Annotated in this window: 1 protein-coding gene; it reads right to left on the minus strand. The window is 47.5% G+C overall.

Annotated elements, in window-relative coordinates; translation table 11 throughout:
• A partial coding sequence (locus B4F08_RS05245) for a class II fructose-bisphosphate aldolase (protein ID WP_291373608.1) occupies positions 1-260 on the minus strand: 260 nt, incomplete at its 3' end.
• Positions 261-282: the final 22 nt, after the last annotated feature.

Raw genomic sequence — 282 nt, forward strand, 5'->3', positions numbered from 1 at the left:
TCTGTACCGTGGTCTTGGTGCATTACCACTGGAATGTGTGGCCATTCTTCAATTGCTGCAAAAATAAGATGACGTAAGAATGGAGCACCTGCATATTTACGCGCACCCGCTGATGCTTGTACGATAACAGGTGAATTTGTCGCATCTGCTGCAAGCATGATTGCGCGCATTTGTTCTAAGTTGTTTACGTTGAATGCTGGTACGCCGTAAGCATGTTCGCCGGCGTGATCCAAGAGCTGGCGCAATGAAATAAGAGCCATAATGTCCTCCCAGTTGATGCGA

The sequence above is a fragment of the Acinetobacter sp. UBA6720 genome (assembly GCF_002454215.1).
Lineage (GTDB): Bacteria > Pseudomonadota > Gammaproteobacteria > Pseudomonadales > Moraxellaceae > Acinetobacter.